This is a genomic window from uncultured Sulfitobacter sp., assembly GCF_947499945.1.
Taxonomy (GTDB): Bacteria; Pseudomonadota; Alphaproteobacteria; order Rhodobacterales; family Rhodobacteraceae; genus Sulfitobacter.
This window is the reverse complement of sequence record NZ_CANMQD010000004.1, coordinates 323,297-339,355: the sequence shown is the minus strand read 5'-3', so window position 1 is coordinate 339,355 and position 16,059 is coordinate 323,297. Positions and strand designations below refer to the sequence as shown.

The following is a 16,059-nucleotide window of genomic DNA, read 5'->3' as shown; positions in this document are numbered from 1 at the left end:
GTGCCGCACCACGGGCAAGGTGCCAATACCTCTATCGAGGATGCCGTGACACTGGCCGGTCTGATCGCGAGCTTGGGCCTTTCGGACATTGAGGGCTTGCTGACCCGTTTCACTGGCTTACGTCGGGTGCGAACGACGGCCATTCAAAGAAGCGCTACGGCGACAAATCATGTCTTGCATTTGCACGATGAAGCAGACCTGCAAGCCAGGGCCACGCGGTTGAAGAAATTTCCAGACGAATTTGGCTGGATCCATGCCTTCGATACGTCGAAGGTGAAATCGGAGCCAACACGAAATATCCGTCTTCGAGCGCGTTAGACTCAGAGCTGTAAGACGCTTACGATAGTTCGAAAATTATGTGCAAACTTAGCCAAAAGGTTTGTTTCGAATCCGATCCTAAGCCCTGTTTTCCTTTGCTTTCGAAGCGCTTTTATCCGAAAGTGCAGTCAGAAGAAGATGAGAGCTCAGCCGGGCAAGAAACGGCAGCACAGCGTTTTCGACCAAGACGCACTTCTGGATCCAAATGCCCATGGAACATCGGTTTGCTGATTTTACGAATTGCTCACGAACCACTCAAACTGCGGTTGATGGAACCATCTGGGGAACAGTGACAGACTGTGGACCTGATCGTCTTGTTTGGCATTAGGGAACGTTGTCAGTTCTCGGCGGAACTCAGCGTCAGAGCAAAGCGATTTCGAAAGCCACCTCGGCGTGCCAGCGTAGTTTTGTGCGTCAAGCACGGTATCAGCCCATACTTATTGCAGTCCTGCAAATCCACGCTAATTTCGCTGATCGCCGATTGAGCCGTCAAATCGCTGCGGAATGCATGAACGGCAGCAATGCGAAAGTTGCAGCGCAGCGTCGAGCTGGCCGACGAAGATCTCCGTGGAGCCGGAACTTCATGAGCTAACTTATCGCCTTTCCTCAAACCGGACTTTTGCTACAGCGCAAAAAAATGGTGAATTGGGCTCCTTGCTGCCGTTCGCTGCGGTTGCAAACGAAATCACCGCCAAATCGGAAGGCGAGAGGCGGCAATGCGAACAAAGCCCCATTTCGCTGCGGTTGCGCCAAGTTCCGCAATTGGTGACTACCTCAATCGCCAGACGTAAAATAGTCTTCGAGGCGAGGTGGTAATTCCATCAGTCCCATACCATGGCGATAGTATAAATGCGGTTGCGGTGAATTTCCGGGAAATGCTCTAAACAGATCCTTAGGAACGCTCCATGCCTCCCGGCCGAGCGTATCCCTCGCCTTTTCGCGTTGTTTGAGAAAGGCTGCTTCACAAGCTTTGAAATTCCAGTTTGTGAGATCCAGAGTTGCTGTCTCATAAAGCCCGTCATTCCAACGTTGAATAACGGCTGCAAACGCATCGGCAAACTGGGAACTGTTTTTCTTGCTCTCCCTTGCAACCCGCGAAGCTGCGTATCCTTGCTCTATGTATTTTTGCACGAAAGCCGCAACGGTTGCATGATCACAGGAAGGTTGGGATAACGCCCAGAAAAGTGCATCTTCATCTACCTTAACGCCACGTTCTATTTCACAAGCAACCACGTGCCAAAGATCCCGATCAAGGGTATCAGCGTCTTGAAGCAATCCTATAAAGTCATCTTCTTCGTGATAACGCGCGATGTTTCCTTGATGTTCCCAGTCCATCATGGCTTTCTGATAGGCTCTTTTCTGAGCTTCAAATGTGTCAACCTTTCCCTTAAGCATATCAACACGAGATCGAAGTGCGCGAGCTGCATCCTTGTCCTTGAACAGGGCGATGACATTCTCAACATCTGTCATTGGCGATAAGATCAGACGATAAATTGTTGCACGCTCGGCCAATTGATCAATGCTCATACCTTTGCCTTTGGTAATCGGCTGAACAAGTCTGATTTCTTCGGATACTTCACTGAGAAATTCCTCAATACTGGGCCCACGTGGTATCCGGGAACCGGCTTTCTTGCGACCACTTTCAGCGTAAGCCCATGAAGACACGAGAGCGGAGCCTTTACTTATCGTGTTTCGAAGCTCTTCAATCGACGGGAGTTGCTTACGCCGGATCATTTTCTGCGCCGGTGCCCGAAGGGCAAGATACGGAAGATGATTTGATTTTCCCAACAAATTCATAAGCATTTTGACTGCCTTTCGCTATCAAGATCAGTCAAATATCAACACAATATAGTGGCGAATTTTTGACCTCTGGCGAAACAGCAGTCGTTCAAACACTCCGCAGCATTGGGCACTCTTGGGCTCCTTGCTGCCGTTCGCTGCGGTGCACATCGAAAAAGCTGGGTCAGAGCCCTGAGCGTCCGCTTTCTTCAAATTGCCCAGTTTAGTTAGCGGGCGCAGCGAAGGTACGCAATCCGCCCAAGGTTTCGTTTGGCCATGTCCGCTTTGGGCTGGGACCGGTCATCCGGTTGGGCGCGGCGAAGCCTGCAAGGTCAAGATTTGCGTGCCGCATCGCCGCAAGTCCGGTTTGAGCCCTTGCATGACATTGGTGTACATGCAGAAATATCGTGAGGACAGGAGACACTGAGAATGGTAAGTCAAGACGTTATTGAATACGCAATGGTGGTTGCGGAAGGCATCTGGATGATCGCCTTTTTCAGCTTTATGGTTTTCACTTTCTACAGGCATTTTTTCGTTCAACCGTTTAACCACTGGGAGCTTCGTGATCCAACTCACGTAAGCTACAGGTTTAACCGGAAGGTGCTTTTGGTATTTGCAGTGATACTTTCCAGCGGCTTGCTGTTGTTTGGCGTGTTTCCTCGCTCATAAGTGTCGAGCGTGAGGAACACCTTTGGTAACTGTTGGTGTAATGTCGGCTTCGTCCCGCATTGCGGCCGTCCATCCACGCATAAAGCTGCATTTGCAAGCCAATGTCCGCTTCGGGGAAGTTGCACTTCGGCGGCGAGGGCTTGCGTGAACGGCAGCTAAGGGCCGCTCGTGTCCGGTGGCTTGTCAAAATATAGGGACATTCGCACTTGCAGCGAACAGCGGAAAGTTCGGCATTGCAGACCTTGTGGATGTTAAATTGCGACGAGCCAGCTCTGGCGTTCGCTTTTACCTGAACCCCAAGGCCAAAGCTTTGGGTTGGTCAATCTATAGAGGACGCCCTTGGTTAGAAAGTCACTTGTTCATATCCAGAATGTACTTTTCTGCAATAATGATCTCAAGAATGGTCGACTGGACTTGCGATTGGTAAGCGCGCGAGGGTGCTGATCGCATCGAGCTTTTCGGCCAGACTCGCGGTTTCAGTGTACCGTTCAGCAGTCATGCTGCCGCCGACATGCCCGACGATGTCTTTACGGACGTTTTCTGCAACCGTTTTGCTGCGTCCAAGCTGGGTAATCACATAGTGACGAAAGGACTTGAAGCTTTTGCCGTTTCTACCTTCCGTCAGGCGATTATCCAGTACCTGCCGGAAGCGATAGTCGATTTTACCGCCCCATTTATCCTTGGTTCCAGTTCCGGGTTTCATATCAGGGAACAGGTCGGTCTGACCGTCGTCACGCAGGCGCTTGGCATAGTCCATAAACCCCAGTTCCAGAAGTTGCGGATGGAGAGGGAGGTCGCGTTCTGAGCCAAAAGTCTTGATGCTCCGATTGGTGTTCTCGCGAATACGTAAGCACGGAATGCCTTCCATCTCCTCAATGTCATCAAGCTGCAATCCTGCGATCTCTGCGCGTCTTGCACCTGATAGCGCGGCAATTGCCGGAATCCAGAAGAGGCCATCACGAACAACGTGTTGTCCGGGAACCTGCCAGTCTCGTTTCGAAGCTGCGCCATGCCAGACCGCGTGCGAAAAGATATCTTGTGCATCTTCGAGCGTGAACGGCGGGCATTCATCCCGCTCGCGGCCTTGTTTGCGCAGGCGCAGGGCGTCAAGATCGATGTGATTGGGTGAGGTGAAGCCTTCCGAGCGGGCCTTTTTGAGAAGCTGTCCGAGATAATCAATGTTACGATTGATTGTTGTGACTGACAGGCCTTCCGGTTTTTGAGCACTGGATTTGGCGGCTTTCAGGATTTGTTTCAATGACATATGGCGCGTCTTTGATGAGCGACGGTAGTACTTGGGCAACTCATGCAACATGTCGACATATTGAGCGACGTGGACTTGTTGCAGATTGTTGATGTCTTCGACCCCGGTGGCTTCAATAAACATCAGGAGTGTTTTCTCCATCTGCTCAATCATTTGTGTCGAATTCTCAAGGCGTCGCTTTTGATCCATCAGGCGTTCAATCAGGGATGTGATCTTTGGGTCATAGCTATTACCAAAGGGCTTTGCATTTGAAGCCTTAACGGGTGCTGGTTGGGCTTGTTCTGCTGGCTCAACTTCGATCTGCTCAACAGGTGCTTGATCAGATTGCATGAGGCGTTCGGCCAAATCCATTGCATCTGCCGAACTACTGTCGCCCTTGTGCGCGGCGAGTAGACCCGCGCCACGCCCATTCATGTAAATCTTACGGCCCTCAAGATATTCCATGTTGGTAAAGTCATGCCGGTCCAGCGCACGTTCCATCGCTTGCTTAACCCGGGTGTTGGGACCGCTCATGGGCGGATGTCTGAACGCTTGAGATTCAATCTCAAGAGCCAATTCCAAGCGGTTGATGTCCGAATCCGTTTTACCGTCATTCCGGAATGCACCACGGTCCTGATCTGTGAGGTCAACTCCAGACGCGCCACGCAGCGCCAGCAGTTGCAGGGCTTGCCCCATTGCCCAGTCATGGGACTGGTCGTCTTGCCACGCGGACGGGTTGGGATCATCTGCACGCACCATCTGTGCATGAGAAATCCGCGCCAATTCACGCTCAATGACTGAAGTGAGAAGGCGGCGTGCGTCAGGTTTTGAAAGGCCATGTGTCATCATAAGATCAAATGTACGCGTACTTTCTGCAGAAACAACCGATGCGATGCGTTTGGCAGTGTCAGGATCGTTGGTGCGCAAGCTGATTTGCATCAGGCCACCACCGATCTGCGCGGGCAGGCGTCTACGCCACGCATAGCTCGCATTGCGTCGAATGAGGTGGCTTTGTAGTCCCATAATGTCCGGCTCCTGAAAAGGACGCCAAAGAGATCAGAAATAACAAATGAAGTGTCATATGTATGACAGTTCCGTATGACAAACGCCGCCGAAGCAGTATTTATTTGCCAATTCAACTACTTAAGGTGAAATGGCTCCGACGGTAGGGATCGAACCTACGACCAATTGATTAACAGTCAACTGCTCTACCGCTGAGCTACGTCGGAACGGTTCGCATCGTATAGCGGCGGGATTTTGGCGCGTCCAGAGGGATTTCGGAGGTTTTGAGAAAAAAGTTAAGGTTGCGGGATGAGGTTGAAAATCGCGTCTTCTGAAAGGGGGGCTATATGGGTTGCGAGACTGCGGCTGTGCAGGTCGATTAGCTGGGCGAGGACGTTGCGGGTAGCTGCGCCTAAAAGTGCGGGCGGTGTTTCAGTATAAATCGCGGCAGCGAGGGTGGGAGCGTTTGCCGGCCCTTTAGCGAGTGCTTCGAGGATGGCAGCCTCACGGCTGCGTCGGTGGGTGATGAGCCAGTCAAGGCGGGCCGCAGTATCATCTACTTGGGCACCATGACCTGGATAAAAAACGCGCCAGGCGCGCTTCTGCAGCCGCTCGCAGGACTGCATGAAATCTGTGAGGTCTCCGTCAGGTGGTGAAACAAGAGACGAGGCCCAGCCCATGACATGATCGGCTGTGAAACAAACATCATTCCATGCCAGCGAGATGTGATTGCCGATATGACCGGGAGTGTGGATGACTTCGAGGGTCCAGTCGGCCCCCTGAATGATCTCACCGTCGGCCACGATCTGATCGGGTTCGAACGCGGTATCAATGCCTTCGCCGCCACCTACAACACCAGTGGCTGCAAGTTTTTGCATCACATCTGAACGACCAGCCTGTGCATCCCCAAAGGCGATGATCGGGGCGCCAGTCTGTGCAGCGAGGTCGCGGGCAAGGGGGGAGTGGTCAAGATGGGTGTGTGTCACAATAATGTGGCTGACGTGTTGGCCTGCGCCGACCGCTGACAGAATCGCTTCAAGGTGTTGAATGTTTTGTGGGCCAGGGTCGATGACTGCCAACGCTGTGGTGCCCAGAACATAGGTGTTGGTGCCGCGATAGGTCATCGGGGAGGGATTGGGCGCAACGATGCGGCGTAATCCATGCTCAAGGTGTTCGGCATGTCCTATCGGGGGATCAAAGTCATCTGGGGGCAACATGGTTTGGCCTTTCGCTTGGGACAGTCAGGCTTTACGTTTAGCGCATGTCCTTTGAATTGCTCAAACACTATATGCCGCGTGGCATTTACGGGCGTGCTGCGCTCATCCTGCTATTGCCCGTTGTCATCTTGCAATTGGTGGTGACGGTCATCTTTGCACAGCGCCATTTTGAGGGGGTTACCCTTCAGATGACGGACACGGTTGTTCGGGAATTGGCTTTGGTGTTGGAGGTGACGGACAGTGCGCTCACAGCTGAGCAAGCGATACGCGATGTGCAGAGCCAGTTGGGCTTACTGGAAATCTCGCTTGCGCCCGCGCCCGATGTCGCACCTGAAAATGCCCGCGTCTGGTATGATTATTCGGGCAGTGTTCTGACACGCCGTTTGTCTGAGCAGCTGCAGAGCATCATTGCCGTGAATTTGGCTGAGGGTAGCCGGGTGGACGTCTATGTGCAAAGCCGCCATGGATTGATGCAAATCGGTTTTGACCGACGGCGTATTTCGGCCGCCAACCCGCATCAGATGTTCGTCTATACCATCGCATTTGGCCTCGTGATGACAATCATTGCAATTATTTACCTGCGCAATCAGCTGCGCCCGATCAAGCGGTTGGCACGCGCAGCAGAGGCTTTTGGCCGCGGGCGTCACGTACCCTATACACCTGCTGGCGCGGTCGAGTTGCGTGCGGCTGGGAATGCCTTTGTCGACATGCGCAACCGGATCGAGCGGCATATCGAGCAGCGGACATTGATGTTGTCGGGTGTGAGCCACGATTTGCGCACGCCGCTGACGCGCTTGCGTCTCGGACTTGCAATGCTGGACGATGAGGACGCAGAGCTGTTGCTGCGCGATGTGGCTGACATGCAGGGGATGCTGGACGAATTTTTGAGTTTTGCCAAAGGGGCGGCTGAGGGAGAGCCAGAGCCTGTGGACCCGATTGTGATGGTGGACGAGATTGTCGAGAGCGCGCAGCGTGCGGGCCGTGACGTAGTTCTGCTTGCGCGGGAGGGCGAAGGGGCAGGGACGGTCATGCTGCGTGAAGTGGCGATGCGCCGTGCAGTTGATAACCTGATCTCGAATGGGGTGCGATACGGTGCGCGTGCAGAAGTTTCTGTTCTGCTTACCGAAAAAACCCTGCGTATCAGGGTGGAGGATGACGGGCCCGGCATTCCAGAGCACCAGCGGGAACAGGCTACCAAGCCCTTCACGCGGCTTGATCCTGCGCGCAATCAGGACAAGGGCGGCGGCGTAGGCCTTGGCCTTGCGATTGCAGTGGACGTTGCACGAAGCCATGGCGGGGTACTGCGGCTGGGTGTTTCAGAGCGTTTGGGCGGGCTACGGGCAGACATTGTCATTGCACGCTGAGAGTGCAGTTTTTTTGCACATGCTGTCCGTGTCGTCTCAGACGAATTGAGTTTTATTTGGCAAAGGAAGAAAACTGCCCTTTCCGGTTGGGTCTTCTCGCTCATTCAAGCGGGTTGTGGCGGTGGGATGGTAGGCCCGGTAGGACTCGAACCTACGACCAAAGCGTTATGAGCGCTCTGCTCTAACCAACTGAGCTACAGGCCCGCCTGTGGATTGGGTATTGCGGTCTGGCGGTTTCGTCAAGGGTTTGCGTTGCGGCGGGGGGCGATATGATTTAGGTCGCAGGGCAACGGATTTTCCAGCCAGAGGCTTTTGAGAATGACTGAGCGACAGAACGGGATCACTTACGCGGATGCGGGTGTGGATATTGATGCGGGCAATGCGCTTGTGGAGCGGATCAAACCTGCGGCCAAGCGCACAACGCGGGCTGGTGTGATGTCTGGGCTGGGAGGTTTCGGCGCGCTCTTTGATCTCAAGGCGGCGGGATATGATGATCCAGTGCTGGTTGCAGCCACGGACGGTGTCGGGACCAAGCTGCGGATTGCAATTGATACGGGCAATGTGGACGGTGTTGGCATCGATCTGGTTGCAATGTGCGTCAACGATCTGGTGTGCCAAGGTGCCGAGCCTTTGTTCTTCCTCGATTACTTTGCCACGGGCAAGCTGGAGCTGGATACCGCCACGCGGATCATCGAGGGCATTGCCAAGGGCTGTGAATTGTCTGGTTGTGCGCTCATTGGCGGCGAGACGGCAGAGATGCCCGGCATGTATCCCGAGGGCGATTTCGATCTTGCGGGCTTTAGCGTAGGCGCGATGGAGCGGGGCGGCACGCTGCCTGCCAATGTGGCGGCGGGCGATGTATTGTTGGGGCTGGCCAGTGACGGCGTGCATTCAAACGGCTATAGCCTTGTGCGCGTGATTGTTGAGCACTCCGGTATGAAATGGGACGATCCGTGCCCGTGGGATGCTGGCACGCTTGGTGAGGCCTTGCTGACGCCCACACGACTTTACGTAAAGCCTGCGCTGGCTGCGGCACGTGAAGGTATGGTCAATGCGTTGGCTCATATCACGGGCGGTGGTTTGACTGAAAACTTGCCGCGGGTTCTGCCTGAGGGTCTGGGCGCTACCATTGATCTGAACGCATGGGAATTGCCCCCTGTGTTCCGCTGGCTCACAGCCCATGGTGGCATGGATGAGGCGGAACTGCTCAAGACCTATAACGCTGGCATTGGCATGATCGTCGTTGTGCCTGCGGACAAGGCAGATGCAGCGGCCAAGCTGCTCAGCGATATGGGCGAGACAGTCTATACGATGGGTACCGTTACCGAAGAAGAAGGCGTGGCCTACGAGGGCAGCCTCGTCTGATGATGCGGGTTGCGATGTTTATCTCGGGTGGCGGATCCAACATGGTGGCGCTGCTCGATGATATGGCGCGGGCAGGGCATCAGGGTATGCCCTGTGTTGTGTTGGCCAACAATGCAAATGCGGGCGGCTTGATCCGAGCACAAGAACGCGGTGTGCCTACCGTGGTTGTCGACCACCGACCTTTTTCCGGTGACCGAGCGGCGTTTGAGGCGGCAATCAGCGACGCACTGACACCGTTTGCGCCCGACATGATTTGCCTCGCAGGTTTTATGCGGGTTCTGACAGGTGGGTTTATCGATCAATGGACGGGACGGATGATCAATATCCACCCGTCACTTTTGCCGAAATACAAAGGGTTGCACACCCATGCACGGGCATTGGCGGCAGGCGATACAGAGCATGGGTGCAGCGTACACGAAGTGACTGCCGCCCTTGATGACGGGCCGATTCTAGGTCAGGCGCATGTGCCCATCCTTGACGGTGACACGCCAGAGACGCTGGCTGCGCGGGTGCTGGTGCAGGAACATCGCCTGTACCCCGCTGTGCTGCGCCGCTTTGTTGCGGGGGAGCGGGAACCATTGATCTTGCACACCTGAGATTTTGCAAAGCTGGCTGGTCAATCCCTGCGCAGTTCTGTACCGCTTAATCCAGAGATAGGATATTTGCCCTTATGCGTACGATCACCACCACCGAAGAGCTGGCCGCCTATTGCGCGGAAGCTGCGAAACATCCCTTTGTTACTGTAGATACGGAGTTTTTGCGCGAGCGGACATATTACTCCAAGCTTTGTCTGGTACAACTGGCCATGCCAGGGACAGACGACAGCGGTGCGGTGCTAGTGGATCCTTTGGTGGAAGGTTTGTCGATGGAGCCGCTTTATGAGTTGTTCCGCGACACCGCTGTCGTGAAAGTGTTTCATGCAGCGCGGCAAGACCTCGAAATTTTTTATGTAGACGCTCAAGTTTTTCCCGAGCCGCTGTTTGACACCCAAGTCGCGGCCATGGTCTGCGGCTTTGGCGAACAGGTGGGCTATGAGACACTGGTGCGTAAGATTGCAAAGGAGGGCGTGGACAAAACCTCACGCTTTACCGATTGGTCGCGCCGCCCGTTGACGGATGCACAAAAGACATATGCACTGGCCGATGTGACCCACCTGCGTCAGGTTTATGAGTTTTTGGCCGCGAAACTGGAAGAGACAGGACGGCATAAATGGGTCGAAGAAGAGCTTGAAGTGCTCACCAACCCTGACACCTATATAACAGCGCCGCGCGATGCGTGGAAGCGCGTGAAGACGCGGACGAATTCTGGTCGTTTCCTCGGGATTGTGCGTGAGTTAGCAGCCTTCCGCGAGGCCTTTGCGCAAGAGCGGAATATCCCGCGCAATCGTGTTTATAAAGATGATGCGATGGTGGAATTGGCCTCCAACAAGCCGAAGAATCACGAAGAATTAGGCCGCGCGCGTCTGCTTTTGCGCGATGCGCGTAAGGGCGATATCGCTGATGGTATTCTCAAAGCTGTGGCGGCTGGACTTGCCTGTCCTAACGACGATCTGCCACAGGCCGACCGAAGCCGTGAGAAACTGCAAGTCAATCCTGCTTTGGCCGATCTGCTGCGTGTGCTGCTCAAGGCCAAAACCGAAAGCGCAAGCGTTGCGGCCAAGCTGATCGCGAGCGCCTCTGATCTGGATGCAATTGCGGCAGGGTCGCGGGATGTTCAGGCTATGCGTGGCTGGCGCCTCGAAGTGTTTGGCAATGATGCCGTCGCCCTGTGCGAGGGTAAGATCGCACTTACGGCTGTTGGGAATGACGTCAAAGTGGTGCGGGTTTAACCCGCACGCCTTCTCAATTCAGATATAGTCAAATACGGCTAAATCAATCTCCGCTTTAACGGCGGACCACCCGAGCGTTGCGAAGGCCCTCTACACGGATCGTGCGCACACCGCGCAAATCCTGAACGGTCAGATTGCGTGCAGCGGTAACTTCGCGTGTGGGCGGTGTGCCAACGGCCGTATTTGTCGGGGCGATCCCCTCCAACCTGAATGTAAGCACGCCATTCACGGGCGCTGCATCCTCGTTCGCCGGCGTTAGCTGGACCGAGTAGGTTCCCTGACGGGCGGCACGCCCCGTAGCGCGTACAAGGGCACCGCCTGGTGTACGCTCAACCGTCAGATCAACAATCTCGTCAAAAGGGGTGCCGATATAGAGGGCGTTTGCCGCGCGGCGCTTTTGAAACAGGCCGCTCTGGGTTGGAATAAGCGGATTAACCGGTTCGTCTGATGCCGTATCGACGGGCACAGAGGCGGAGCGACCAAACCAGTTGGATGGATTAAGCGCGCTGTCACGCACGATACCGCACGCGCCAAGGCCCATTGAGGCAACCAAAAGAACCGTAAGGGAAATACGCATAGCACCTGCCGCTGAATACTGACTTTCTCTATTGCCTACCCCATCCCTGCGCGGTTGGGAAGGGGCGGGGCTGGACGTTTGGGTAACTAAGGCCTACCTCAAGCGCAAAGAGATAAATGAGGAGCCCGACATGGCCACTGCGCAATTTGAAGAGCTTGTTGAGGATTTTGAATTTCTGGACGATTGGGAAGACCGTTATCGTCATGTGATCGACCAGGGAAAGTCGATGGAAGCTTTGCCAGAGGCGTTGCGTGTGCCTGCGTTGAAAGTAGATGGTTGCGCCAGTCAGGTCTGGCTACATTCTGAGATGAAAGGCGGAAAGCTGCATTTTGATGGCGCGTCGGATGCGATGATTGTGTCGGGTCTGATTGCGGTCTTGCGCACGCTCTATAACGGTCTGACCCCTGCCGAAGTTTTGGCTGTGGATGCAAAGGCTGAAATGGGGCGATTGGGGCTAAACGATCACTTGTCCGCGCAACGCTCCAACGGCCTCACCGCGATGATTGAACGGGTGCGGGAGACTGCGGCGGTTGCCGTCTAGAGCGCGTTGAGCGCTGCGGCCAGATCGCCGTAGCCTGTATAACGCCGCTCGAAGGTGAGGCCCAAGCGTTTGGCGCAATGCTCTGCCTTGGCAGTCAGGGTCGGATCGTCGGTCTGGGCCTGATAGACCAATTTTTCATAGTTGCCGAAATACATGTCGCGTAGTTCGGGATGGCGGTCGAGACCCATTGGCTTGATGATAAACGCATCGAACTGGCGCACAAGGAAATCGGTAAGGTAGAAGGTGGTGATCTCGTCTTCGGACACTTTTGCAAAGCGGTCATTGCCCTCGAAAAAGCTGTAGCAATGCGGACCCGCAATCATCTGGACATCCAACTCGGCGCAGGCCGCCTGGAGCAAGCCGCCCGTGCCGCAATCGGCGTAAGCGACAAAGAAATCCTCATATTTGTCGCGGTGTTTGGCGACGCTTTCACGCACTGCGTCCGTGATTTTGTCAGGATAGAGATGATAGTTTGCAGGCAGGCAGGTAAGGTCCAGATGGGTCCAGCCGTTGGCCGCTTTGAGGTCAAGGATCTCACGCGCCAAGGCACCACAGGCGATGATCAAGATCTTGCCGCGTGTAGCCTCCAGCGGAAGGCCTTCTTCGGTAAGCTGGGTGTCACTCAAGGTCATTTACGCAGCCACATTAGGGCTGCTGTGGCGATCAGGAACACAGGCAATGCAATCATCAGGACGGTGGGGCCTGCTGAAGTCATCAACCAGATCGTGACGCCAGAGGCAATAATCACAAAAAGGAGCAGAGTAATGAAGGGGGCGAGGGGCATATACGTTTCCTTTCACTGCTCAAGATAGGGAGTGGAGCGGCATGAAAAAAGGCCCCGCGCGTGCAGGACCTTTGATCGGGTCACTTTACTGGTTCAGGCGTTCGCGCTGTTATGCTTGCGGCCGACCCATTCTTTGGCGGTCTCAACTGCGACAGCCGCGTCACGGCAATAGGCGTCTGCGCCAATGGCTTTTCCGAATTCTTCGTTCAGCGGCGCGCCACCGACCAGCACGATATAGTCATCGCGAATACCTTGCTCGACCATCGTGTCGATTACAACTTTCATATAGGGCATTGTGGTGGTCAGAAGGGCGGACATGCCGAGGATGTCGGGGCCTTCTTTTTCCAGCGCTTCTAGGTAGGCCTCAACGGGGTTGTTGATGCCCAGATCGACCACTTCGAAACCCGCACCTTCCATCATCATTGAGACGAGGTTTTTGCCGATGTCGTGAATGTCGCCTTTAACCGTGCCGATGACCATTTTGCCGACGCGCGGTGCACCTGTCTCGGCCAGCAGCGGCTTGAGAATGAACATACCACCCTTCATTGCGTTTGCGGCCAATAGCACTTCGGGCACAAACAAGATGCCATCGCGGAAGTCTGCGCCAACGATTGTCATCCCACCAACAAGCGCTTTGGTCAAAACATCATAAGGGGCCCAACCGCGTGCGATCAGGATATTGACGGATTCCTCGATTTCTTCTTTCAGACCATCGTAGAGGTCGTCAAACATCTGCTGGACCAGCTCTTCGTCGTCCAGATCGGCAAGGATGATATCGTCTTCTTCAGACATGGTGTTCCCTTTACGTGGCGGGCCGTGTGGCCTTGGCTTTGGATCAGTTTTGGCAGAGACGGATGAAAATACTAAAGCGTTTGCGACAACACAGCTTCAAACCGCGACGCGGGGCCGCAGAACCGCTTCGGATTTAGGGCCTTAGCCGCGCCTGCGCCCTTTGCGCGGTGCGCGGGTAGGGGCATTGCCGTCGGTGCCGTCACTCTCTGAGGAAAAAGCGCCCAATGCGGCGGCAATTTCTGCCAATTCGGGCTTGTCGCCTTTGGGTTGTGTGTCGAGTGCTTCGCGCATCTTTTCAAGGTGGACAGGCATGGTGCCACAGCAACCGCCGATGATCTGTGCGCCGCAGTTGCGTGCCATGATCGCATAGGTCGCCATCAATTCTGGCGTGCCATCATAGTGGATATGGCCCTCGACGTATTTCGGGATGCCTGCGTTGCCTTTTGCGACGATGGGCAACTTGCCCTCCTTCGCGGCAAATCCCAGCACAGTGCGCAGCAGATCGGATGCACCTGTTCCGCAATTTGCGCCATACGCGAGTGGACCGCCCTCCATTTCTTCGACCATCTCGACCATAGCAGCTGAGGTCATACCCATCATCGTGCGCCCTGCGGTGTCAAAGCTCATCGTGCCGACCCATGGCAAGCCAGCAAGGGCAAAGCCTTCGGCGGCAGCGCGGTATTCCTCGGGGGCAGAAATTGTTTCAAGCCAGCCAACATCGGCCCCACCAGCTTTTAGACCGTCTGCTGTCTCATGGAACATCTCGACTGCTGTGGCATGGGATAAAGTACCGACAGGCTCCATAATCTCGCCTGTTGGCCCGACTGAGCCTGCGACGATAACTTTACGACCGGCGGTGTCTGCCACTTCACGCGCCAGTTCTGCGGAGACACGGCTCAGCTCGTGCGCTCGTTTCTGGGCATTGTGCAGTTTGAGGCGTGATGCATTTGCGCCAAAGCTATTGGTCAAAAATATGTCGGAGCCTGCGTTCACAGCGCCACGGTAAAGCGTAAGAATATTCTCTGGTTTGTCGGTATTCCAGAACTCCGGCGGCTCCCCCGACATCAGCCCCATATTAAAAAGATTGGTGCCGGTCGCACCATCAGCCAAAAGAACGCCTTTTTGCGCGAGAAGTTCGGTAAGGGGATTCGTCATGTCGAAGGCTCCACTGAAAGGGCTGTGCTTTAAAAGGACTGCGCTTTTTTCCACGGCGGCGTGTTGAGAGCAAGTTCATAATCTTCACTATGATTATGAAGTAGACCGCTAATGAGGTGGTGTGTCGCAGGTTGAAAGATAGGCCAATCGTCGAAGATATCAGGTTTGATCTAAGGAGAGGACGGGCAGATGCTTGCAGCACCCTGCACTGTGCACTAAGAGGGGCATAACAGGGCAGTGGGACTCCCCCGCGCCTCGCAAATACAGGGGACGCCCATGGCCCGCCGCAAAAAAATCTACGAAGGCAAAGCGAAGATTCTGTATGAAGGCCCAGAGCCGGGTACAATCGTTCAGTACTTTAAGGATGATGCTACTGCCTTCAATGCCGAGAAAAAGGCCGTGATTGATGGAAAAGGCGTGTTGAACAACCGCTTGTCCGAGTATTTCATGACGGGATTGAACCAGATCGGCGTACCGACACATTTTATCAAACGTCTCAACATGCGCGAACAGTTGATCAAGCAGGTCGAGATCGTGCCGCTGGAAATCATCGTGCGCAACTATGCCGCCGGTACAATGTCCAAGCGGTTGGGCATCGAGGAAGGGACGCAACTGCCGCGCCCGATTGTGGAATATTCTTACAAAGACGATTCCCTCGGTGATCCGCTGGTATCCGAAGAGCATATCGCGGCCTTTGGCTGGGCCAGCCAGCAGGACATGGATGATATACTGAGCCTTGCGTTGCGCGTAAACGATTTCATGTCGGGGATCATGTATGGAGTTGGCATCAAGCTGATCGATTTCAAAATCGAAGTGGGCCGTGTTTATGATGGCGAATTCCAGCGCTTGATCGTGGCGGACGAGATTTCGCCTGACAGCTGCCGATTGTGGGACATCGAGACAGGTCAAAAGCTCGACAAGGATGTGTTTCGCCGCGATCTTGGCTCACTCACGGATGCTTACACCGAAGTTGCCACACGTTTGGGCGTCATGCCCAAGACTTCCACGCCGATTACAAAGCCTACGCTGATTAACTGATGGAGCTTGATGTCGATCAGCCTGGAGCGCCAATAGGGTGGCCGGCGTCTAATGACGTAGTGCGCGGCAACCTAGGGGGGCATGGCGACGACGGGAGTGCGGGGCGCGAAGTGTCGCACTTTTGCTATCCTGATCCGTCGCTGACGGATGTTGTATCACAAAAAGACGTGACAGAAGTGTTTGGCGAAAAAGGCTTTTTGGTCCGTGTATTGCTGAGTGATGATGGTGGTCCTGACTGGTTGGAGATGGTGCACCATTCAGAAGTAGCGTCAGCTGCGTTTGATATGGTCACTGAATGGTTTTTATTGAGATTGGGTTCGCTGGGCTGGGTGTATGACGGATGGAGTTGCGCTGTCATCGCTGGTTCTGGTGCAGAAATGGAGTGAA

General features: G+C 54.7%; 16 protein-coding genes, 2 tRNA genes and 1 pseudogene. 9 read left to right on the top strand and 10 right to left on the bottom strand.

Annotated features, from left to right (window positions below; all coding sequences use genetic code 11):
* Window positions 1-318, top strand: a pseudogene (locus Q0775_RS17140) (FAD-dependent monooxygenase); the annotation flags it as partial.
* A 774-nt stretch (window positions 319-1,092) separates the two neighbouring features.
* On the opposite strand, the gene Q0775_RS17135 reads toward Q0775_RS17140, so the two are convergent.
* A complete protein-coding gene (locus Q0775_RS17135) occupies window positions 1,093-2,121 on the bottom strand; it encodes a hypothetical protein (RefSeq protein ID WP_298863804.1) in 1,029 nt (342 codons plus the stop codon).
* A gap of 405 nt (window positions 2,122-2,526) precedes the next feature.
* Here Q0775_RS17135 and Q0775_RS17130 point away from each other — a divergent pair, with 405 nt between their 5' ends.
* Window positions 2,527-2,766, top strand: coding sequence for a hypothetical protein (locus tag Q0775_RS17130; RefSeq protein WP_260000972.1), 240 nt, complete (start codon window positions 2,527-2,529; stop codon window positions 2,764-2,766).
* Between the two features lie 394 nt (window positions 2,767-3,160).
* Here Q0775_RS17130 and Q0775_RS17125 read toward each other — a convergent pair whose 3' ends face one another.
* From Q0775_RS17125 to Q0775_RS17115, 3 genes are all read right to left on the bottom strand, one after another.
* Entirely contained in the window at window positions 3,161-5,032 is a 1,872-nt protein-coding gene (locus Q0775_RS17125) for a site-specific integrase (protein WP_366863712.1), read from the bottom strand.
* 131 nt (window positions 5,033-5,163) lie between these two features.
* A tRNA-Asn gene (locus Q0775_RS17120) sits at window positions 5,164-5,238 on the bottom strand.
* Window positions 5,239-5,307: 69 nt separating this feature from the next.
* The gene (locus Q0775_RS17115; protein ID WP_298863797.1) at window positions 5,308-6,228 is read right to left on the bottom strand and encodes an MBL fold metallo-hydrolase; all 921 of its coding nucleotides are present in this window, start codon (window positions 6,226-6,228) and stop codon (window positions 5,308-5,310) included.
* A 44-nt stretch (window positions 6,229-6,272) separates the two neighbouring features.
* Between Q0775_RS17115 and Q0775_RS17110 the strand changes: the two genes are divergently transcribed.
* On the top strand, window positions 6,273-7,592 hold the full coding sequence (locus Q0775_RS17110) for an ATP-binding protein (protein WP_298863794.1): 1,320 nt from the start codon (window positions 6,273-6,275) through the stop codon (window positions 7,590-7,592).
* 127 nt (window positions 7,593-7,719) lie between these two features.
* Here the strand turns inward: Q0775_RS17110 and Q0775_RS17105 are convergent.
* A tRNA-Ile gene (locus Q0775_RS17105) sits at window positions 7,720-7,796 on the bottom strand.
* A gap of 114 nt (window positions 7,797-7,910) precedes the next feature.
* Between Q0775_RS17105 and purM the strand changes: the two genes are divergently transcribed.
* The 3 genes from purM to rnd all read left to right on the top strand — a co-directional run bounded on the left by purM (window position 7,911) and on the right by rnd (window position 10,785).
* Entirely contained in the window at window positions 7,911-8,957 is a 1,047-nt protein-coding gene (gene purM / locus Q0775_RS17100) for a phosphoribosylformylglycinamidine cyclo-ligase (RefSeq protein ID WP_298863791.1), read from the top strand.
* Window positions 8,957-9,553, top strand: a complete 597-nt coding sequence (gene purN, locus Q0775_RS17095; RefSeq protein WP_298863788.1) for a phosphoribosylglycinamide formyltransferase — start codon at window positions 8,957-8,959, stop codon at window positions 9,551-9,553. The genes purM and purN overlap by 1 nt, the downstream gene beginning before the upstream one ends.
* 74 nt (window positions 9,554-9,627) lie before the next feature.
* Window positions 9,628-10,785 carry a ribonuclease D gene (gene rnd, locus Q0775_RS17090; RefSeq protein ID WP_298863785.1) on the top strand — a complete coding sequence of 386 codons (1,158 nt, stop codon included), beginning with the start codon at window positions 9,628-9,630 and terminating at the stop codon, window positions 10,783-10,785.
* Window positions 10,786-10,840: 55 nt separating this feature from the next.
* On the opposite strand, the gene Q0775_RS17085 is transcribed toward rnd, so the two are convergent.
* Window positions 10,841-11,362, bottom strand: a complete 522-nt coding sequence (locus Q0775_RS17085) for a hypothetical protein (RefSeq protein WP_298863782.1) — start codon at window positions 11,360-11,362, stop codon at window positions 10,841-10,843.
* Between the two features lie 130 nt (window positions 11,363-11,492).
* Here Q0775_RS17085 and Q0775_RS17080 point away from each other — a divergent pair, with 130 nt between their 5' ends.
* Complete coding sequence (locus Q0775_RS17080; protein WP_298863779.1) at window positions 11,493-11,903, top strand: SufE family protein; 411 nt, start codon at window positions 11,493-11,495, stop codon at window positions 11,901-11,903.
* Here the strand turns inward: Q0775_RS17080 and Q0775_RS17075 are convergent.
* The 4 genes from Q0775_RS17075 to bmt form a co-directional block, all read right to left on the bottom strand.
* Complete coding sequence (locus tag Q0775_RS17075) at window positions 11,900-12,535, bottom strand: DUF1638 domain-containing protein (RefSeq protein ID WP_298863776.1); 636 nt, start codon at window positions 12,533-12,535, stop codon at window positions 11,900-11,902. The two genes, Q0775_RS17080 and Q0775_RS17075, sit on opposite strands and share 4 nt — an antisense overlap.
* Entirely contained in the window at window positions 12,532-12,687 is a 156-nt protein-coding gene (locus Q0775_RS17070; protein WP_298863769.1) for a hypothetical protein, read from the bottom strand. Before Q0775_RS17070 ends, Q0775_RS17075 begins: the two co-directional genes overlap by 4 nt.
* Window positions 12,688-12,780: 93 nt before the next feature.
* Window positions 12,781-13,479 (bottom strand): corrinoid protein, encoded by a 699-nt coding sequence (locus Q0775_RS17065; protein ID WP_298863764.1) that lies wholly within the window; start codon window positions 13,477-13,479, stop codon window positions 12,781-12,783.
* A 141-nt stretch (window positions 13,480-13,620) separates the two neighbouring features.
* Window positions 13,621-14,634: a betaine--homocysteine S-methyltransferase gene (gene bmt / locus Q0775_RS17060; protein ID WP_298863762.1), complete on the bottom strand. Its 1,014-nt coding sequence runs from the start codon at window positions 14,632-14,634 to the stop codon at window positions 13,621-13,623.
* A gap of 276 nt (window positions 14,635-14,910) precedes the next feature.
* Here bmt and purC point away from each other — a divergent pair, with 276 nt between their 5' ends.
* Together purC and Q0775_RS17050 are read left to right on the top strand one after the other, a co-directional pair.
* A complete protein-coding gene (purC, locus tag Q0775_RS17055) occupies window positions 14,911-15,672 on the top strand; it encodes a phosphoribosylaminoimidazolesuccinocarboxamide synthase (RefSeq protein ID WP_298863759.1) in 762 nt (253 codons plus the stop codon).
* Between the two features lie 59 nt (window positions 15,673-15,731).
* A complete protein-coding gene (locus tag Q0775_RS17050; RefSeq protein ID WP_298863756.1) occupies window positions 15,732-16,058 on the top strand; it encodes a hypothetical protein in 327 nt (108 codons plus the stop codon).
* Window position 16,059 lies beyond the last annotated feature (1 nt).